This is a genomic window from Dietzia sp. E1 (genome assembly GCF_014145015.1).
GTDB lineage: Bacteria > Actinomycetota > Actinomycetes > Mycobacteriales > Mycobacteriaceae > Dietzia > Dietzia cinnamea_A.
Genome location: NZ_JAALDU010000056.1, coordinates 1 through 6,003 on the forward strand (window position 1 = coordinate 1; position 6,003 = coordinate 6,003).

Here is a 6,003-nt window from a genome sequence, read left to right on the forward strand (position 1 = left end):
GGAGACGTCGACGGTCTCGACCGACATCCCCGACTTCCGCGCCTGATCGGCGACGCGGTCGACCTGGGAGGGTCTGAGGACGGCGGCGACGACGCCGGCCTGCGCGACGCCGCGACCGGTCCGACCCGAACGGTGGACGAGGTCGTCCGTCGAGTGCGGCGGTCCCACGTGGACCACGTGGCCGACGTCGACGATGTCGAGCCCCCGGCCCGCGAGGTCCGTGGTCACCAGGACACGGACGGCACCCGAGGCCAGCTCGGAGAACGCGGACGAGCGCCGGGTGGGGGAGTCCGACCCCTTCACGCCGGCCACGCGTACGCCGGTGTCCGCGATAGCGGCGCGCAGCGCGTCGACGGCGTCCCGGCGCGGGACGAAGAAGAGTCCCCGCGTGCAGCGGGCCGCCAGTGCGACCGCCACGCCGTCAGGATCCGGGGTGGAGAGGATGACCAGCTGACGTGGCGCGCCCGTTGTCGTCGTCGTCCCCGTCGCGGTCTCCCCGGCCGCGGTCTCGGCCTCCGGTGACACCCCGGGACCGGGTTCCTGCTGTACCGACGTCGGCGCGCGCTCGACGCGGTGGACCCGGAGGCCGGGCCGCGCCTCGCGCAGGCGTCGCTGAACGTCGGCGTCGGCGGTGGCCGTGGTTGCCACGAGTCCCGCACCGGCGCAGGCGGCGAGAAGCGACTCGGTCTGTTCGACGAACGAGGGCCCCAGGAGCTGGTCGGCCTCGTCGAGGACCATCACCCGCGCGTCGGTGAGCGACACGGCCCGGGACCGGACCAGGTCGGCCAGGCGACCCGGCGTGCCCACGGCCACGTCGACCGGGGCGATGAGGGCGCGACGATCCCGCTTGATCGGTTGGCCGCCGACGAACGAGGCCACCCGCAGCCCGGCACCCGCGCCCACCTCCGCGAGGACCTCGGCGCTCTGCTCCGCGAGTTCGCGGGTGGGTGCCACGACGACCGCTCGGGGCCGGCTCGGCAGGCTCGGTGACCCCGCGAGGCGGTGGACCACCCCGATCGCGAACACGAGCGTCTTGCCGGAGCCGGTCGGCGCCACCGCGAGCAGGCTCTCGCCGCCGACGGCGTCGGCGAGCGCGGCCGCCTGCACCGGTGTCGGCTCGCCCGAGACGAGCGCGGACACGGCATGTCTGATCGGGACCGACACCCCGAGGTCCTCGAGGAGCCGGCCCAGATTACCGGGCTGCGAACCGCTCAGGCCCGGACCTCCGAACGATCGCCGCTCCACAGAGTGTGGAAGCTGCCCTCACGGTCGGTGCGCTGGTAGGTGTGCGCGCCGAAGAAGTCGCGCTGACCCTGGATCAACGCGGCGGGAAGACGCTCGGTGCGCAGGCCGTCGTAGTACGCGAGCGCGGCCGAGAAACCCGGCGCGGGGATGCCCGCGGTGACCGCGGTCGCGACGACGCGGCGCCAGCTGTCCACGCAGTCCGCCAGTGCCTCGGCGAAGTACGGCGCCGCGAGCAGGGAGGGCAGCGACGGGTCGGCGGCGTACGCCTCACGGATCCGGTCGAGGAACGTGGCGCGGATGATGCAACCGCCGCGCCAGATGGTGGCGAGGTCGCCACGGGCGACGTCCCACCCGTACTCCGCGCTGGCCGCCGTGATCTGGTCGAATCCCTGCGCGTAGGCGATGACCTTGGACGCGTAGAGCGCCCGACGGACGTCCTCGACGAACTCGGGACCGGTCTGTGTCGGGGTCGACACCGAGCCGGCGGGCAGGGCGCGCCCGGCCTCCCGCTGGGGGACGGAGCTCGACAGCGCGCGGGCGAAGACGGCCTCGGCGATGCCGGTGACCGGGACGCCCAGATCGAGGGCGGACTTCACCGTCCACCGACCGGTGCCCTTCTGGCCCGCGCGGTCGACGATCACGTCGACGAGCGGGCCGCCGGTCTCGGCGTCGACCTGAGCGAGCACCTCCGCTGTGATCTCGATGAGGTACGAGTCGAGCTCACCGGTGTTCCACTCGCGGAAGACGTCGGCCATGGCCGCCGGTTCGATCCCCGCCACGCCGCGGAGGAGGTGGTAGGCCTCGCCGATCAGCTGCATGTCCGAGTACTCGATGCCGTTGTGCACCATTTTGACGAAGTGGCCCGAGCCGTCCTCGCCGACGTGGGTGCAGCACGGCGTGCCGTCGACCTTGGCCGAGATGTCCTCGAGCATGGGTCCGACGACCTCGTAGCTGGACGCCGGCCCGCCCGGCATGATGGACGGCCCCTCCAGGGCACCTTCCTCGCCGCCGGAGATGCCCGCGCCGATGAACCGGATGCCACGCTCGGCCATGGCCTTCTCGCGACGGATGGTGTCCGTGTAGAGGGAGTTGCCGCCGTCGATGATGATGTCGCCCTCGTCGAACGCGTCGGCGAGCGCGTCGATCACCGCGTCGGTGGGCGCGCCCGCCTGCACCATCACGAGTGCGCGTCGCGGCGAGCGCAGGGCGGCGGCGAACTCGGCGATCGTCTCGGTGCGGATGAAGTCACCGTCCGCACCGTGCTCCGAGAGCAGGGCGTCGGTCTTGCCCGCGGAGCGGTTGTGGACCGCCACCGTGTAACCGTGCCGGGCGAAATTGCGGGCGATGTTCGAGCCCATGACGGCGAGGCCGGTCACTCCGATGTCGGCGGTGCCGACAGTGCCGGCGGCGGGCTGCGCGTCCTCGCGTTCTGTACTCATGCGACTCAGCGTAGTCGACGCCCTCGGAGCGAACGGACCAGCATCGATGCCGGCTGACGGCCGAGCCGGGGGTGGGGCGGCGCGACGAAGTGGTTGACAGGTCAGACGTGCACTGAGTGCACCGATTCGTCGAACGGCTAAAAAACCCTTGGTAACAACCGAGGATGTGTTGTAACACTTAAGACCGGGCCGGATGACCTGGGCCACAGCGATCCGGGGGATGGATCGCCGTGGTCGAGACGTCTCCGCGGAGGCGGGCCGGACCCGCATCGGGGAATCTACAAGGGGGAAAGACCAGACATGACCGGCTCATTGCTGCCCACTCAGTTGGCGGGGACACGCACGGTGTTCGATGACACGGTCGAGGTGCTCGGCGGCTTCCGGGCCGGCTATCCGAAGTTCTACTCGATCGCGGACCTGGGGACGCAGTCGCGGCGCCGGTGGGTGCCGCTCGAGCGGGCGGTCGACAGTGGCCGCGTGGAGCAGATGTTCCGCGATCACTTCACCGAGTCCGGCGACATCCGCTTCTCGACGTACCTCGTCGCGGAGGCCTTCACCCACGGCGTCCTCGGTCGCGCGGTCGCCAGCTTCGTCACCATCGGCCGCGTCTGGGACACCGGCGCCGAGAACATGGCCGTGCGCACAGACATCGAGGGTGGCCTCGACTGGGCCGGCGTCCGCGACACCACCCTCCGGGTGCTGCCCGACGACCCCGCCGCGGGATCGCCCGGCACCGTCGTCCTGCCGTGCGAGCAGGCGCTCGCGCAATGGCTCGCCTGCAGGTCGCGCTCGACCCTGACGGCGGTGTTCGAGGGACTCGCCGAGGTGAGCAACTGCAGTGTCGACACGCTGTGGTCGATGGCCGGTGAATGTGTCCTGGGCGCCGCGACCATCGTGCCGACGTTCGCGGACACCAGCCCGGAGACCGGGTACCGCCGCGGACAGATGGTGCTCCAGGCCCTCCACGACTCCGGGTTGGCCGTCCGCCGGCGCAGCCGCCTCCCGCGCACCCCGGGTGCGGGGCCCATCCCCGTGCGGGACCGTGGATGGCGATCCGTTCGCTGATCCTGCAGGCGCGCGACTGATCCCGAAGCCGTGCGGCTGATCCCGCAATCGTGCGACCGCGGGTCATGGCGACCCGAGGTCGGGGCCGTGCACCGACGGGTAACGTTCGACCCCGGTGGTCCGGACAGGCCGGGCCGGGGAAAGAGGTCAGATGTCCGACACGGCTGACAGTGATGTGATCGACCGGATCCGAGCCCACTCCGGCGTGGGCTTCGGCAGCACCGTCGGGATCGAGTACGCCGAGGTCACTCCCGACAAGGTGGTCGTGACGGTGGCCGTGGAGCCGCACCTGCACCAGCCGTACGGCATCGTCCACGGCGGCGTCTATTGCGCGATCGTGGAAGAGGTCGCGAGTGTGGCCGGCGCGGTGTGGCTGGGCGGAGAGGGCAAGGTCGTCGGGGTCAACAACTCGACCGACTTCCTCCGCGCCGTCACCGAGGGGACCCTCACGGCGACCGGGACCCCCGTGCACCGGGGCCGCTCCCAACAGCTCTGGCGGGTCGAGATCACCGACGACCAGGGGCGCATGGCCGCGGTGGGTCAGGTGCGACTGGCGAACCTGCAGTAACCGGGGCAGGTCCGGACCGGCTCCGAGACGGCTCTGAGACGGCGACGCGCCCGGCGGCGACCTGCCCGCCGGGCGCGTTCCTCGTCATCGACCCCGGTTGAACGGCCCTCAGTCGACCGAGGCGGAGGCGGACTGTTCCTCCCGCGACCGATCCGCGGATCGCTGGGCGGCGTCGTCGGCGGCCACCCGCTCGAGGGCCTGGCGCGCATAGACCCACTGCTTGGTGGAGGTCAGCTGCGAGCGGTGATCGCCGCCCATCTGCATGCCCCACGAGAACATCGTCGTGATGCGGTTCTTGAAGCCGATCAGGTAAGCGAGGTGCACGACGAGCCACATGACCCAGGCGATGAAACCCGAGATCTCGATCGGGCCCATCTTCACCACCGCGCTGTAGCGCGACACCGTCGCCATGGAGCCCTTGTCGAAGTACTTGAACGGCTTCCGCTCGGCCGGGGTCCGGCCCTTCTCGACCTCGGCGATGATCTGCTTGGCCGCGTACTTCCCGCCCTGGATGGCGACCTGCGCGACACCGGGCAGGTTGTCGAGGCTCATCATGTCGCCCACCACGAAGATCTCGGGGTGACCCGGGAGCGAGAGGTCCTTGTTGACCAGCACGCGTCCGGCGCGATCGATCTCCGCGTCCGTCTGGTCCGCGAGTTGCTTGCCCAGGGGGCTGGCCTTGACGCCGGCGGACCAGATCTTGCACGAGGCGTCGATACGGCGGACGGAGCCGTCCGGGTCCTTGACCTCGATGCCCTGGTAGTCGACGTTGGTGACCATCGCGTTGAGCTGGATCTCGACGCCCATCTTCTCCAGGCGGGCCCGCGCGGCGTTGCCGAGGTTGTTGCCGAACGGCGGCAGTACCGCGGGCGCGGCGTCGAGGAGGATGACCCGGGCGGAGGCCGGGTCGATACGCCGGAAGCTGTTCCGGAGGGTGTGCTGGGCGAGCTCGGCGACCTGGCCGGCCATCTCCACACCGGTGGGGCCGGCGCCGACGATCACGAAGGTCAGCAGGCGACGGCGCTCCTCCTCGTCGTCGATCACCTCGGCCTGCTCGAAACAGCCGAGGATACGGCTGCGCAGCTCGAGCGCGTCGTCGACCGTCTTCATGCCGGGCGCCCAGCGCTCGAAGTGGTCGTTACCGAAGTAGGACTGATTGGCGCCCGCGGCGACGATGAGGCTGTCGTACTCGAGATCGAAGTCGATGTGGCCGGCCGAGGCGTGGAGCTTCTTGGCCGCCACGTCGATCCTGTCCACGTCGCCGAGGACAACCGTGGCGTTCTTCTGATCCCGCAGGATGAGGCGGGTCGGCGGGGCGATCTCGCCCACCGAGAGGATGCCGGTGGCCACCTGGTAGAGCAGCGGCTGGAACAGGTGGTGGCCCGTCCTGGCGACCAATGTCACGTCGACGTCGGCCTTCTCGAGCTGCTGGGCGGCGAACAGACCGCCGAAGCCGGAGCCGATGATGACGACGCGGTGCCGGCGGCCGGCCGGTGCGGTGGCGGTGACCTGGTCGGTTGCGGGCTCGGTCATGGCGGCTCCTGATGAGGCTGGTCTGGGTGAGGGGCTCGTTGGCCTCGTCGGTCTGGGGCCCGCGCAACTACCGCCGGGCACGAGTCCCCAGGATAGTGCGCCGCCCGACGCCGTGCACACGTAGAGGCGCGGCGCGCGGGTGCGCGGGCCCCC

The 6,003-nt window shown here is 70.9% G+C and carries 5 protein-coding genes; 2 read left to right on the forward strand and 3 right to left on the reverse strand.

Going from position 1 to position 6,003, the window contains the following annotated elements:
- Both G6030_RS02585 and gndA read right to left on the reverse strand, forming a co-directional pair.
- Positions 1-1,164 (reverse strand): DEAD/DEAH box helicase (locus G6030_RS02585; protein ID WP_347238553.1); only part of this gene is annotated, 1,164 nt, incomplete at its 3' end.
- 47 nt (positions 1,165-1,211) lie between these two features.
- Positions 1,212-2,684, reverse strand: coding sequence for an NADP-dependent phosphogluconate dehydrogenase (gene gndA / locus G6030_RS02590; RefSeq protein ID WP_007628763.1), 1,473 nt, complete (start codon positions 2,682-2,684; stop codon positions 1,212-1,214).
- Between the two features lie 300 nt (positions 2,685-2,984).
- On the opposite strand from gndA, the gene G6030_RS02595 reads away from it, so the two are divergent.
- Positions 2,985-3,749, forward strand: a complete 765-nt coding sequence (locus G6030_RS02595; protein ID WP_043567074.1) for a hypothetical protein — start codon at positions 2,985-2,987, stop codon at positions 3,747-3,749.
- 151 nt (positions 3,750-3,900) lie between these two features.
- Positions 3,901-4,317, forward strand: a complete 417-nt coding sequence (locus G6030_RS02600) for a PaaI family thioesterase (RefSeq protein ID WP_007628765.1) — start codon at positions 3,901-3,903, stop codon at positions 4,315-4,317.
- Between the two features lie 108 nt (positions 4,318-4,425).
- Here G6030_RS02600 and G6030_RS02605 read toward each other — a convergent pair whose 3' ends face one another.
- Positions 4,426-5,850, reverse strand: coding sequence for an NAD(P)/FAD-dependent oxidoreductase (locus G6030_RS02605; RefSeq protein ID WP_007628766.1), 1,425 nt, complete (start codon positions 5,848-5,850; stop codon positions 4,426-4,428).
- Positions 5,851-6,003: the final 153 nt, after the last annotated feature.

Coding starts and splice junctions, on each gene's coding strand:
- gndA (WP_007628763.1), bottom strand. CDS start 2,684: ATGAGTACAGAACGCGAGGACGCGCAGCCCGCCGCCGGCACTGTCGGC.
- G6030_RS02605 (WP_007628766.1), bottom strand. CDS start 5,850: ATGACCGAGCCCGCAACCGACCAGGTCACCGCCACCGCACCGGCCGGC.
- G6030_RS02595 (WP_043567074.1), top strand. CDS start 2,985: ATGACCGGCTCATTGCTGCCCACTCAGTTGGCGGGGACACGCACGGTG.
- G6030_RS02600 (WP_007628765.1), top strand. CDS start 3,901: ATGTCCGACACGGCTGACAGTGATGTGATCGACCGGATCCGAGCCCAC.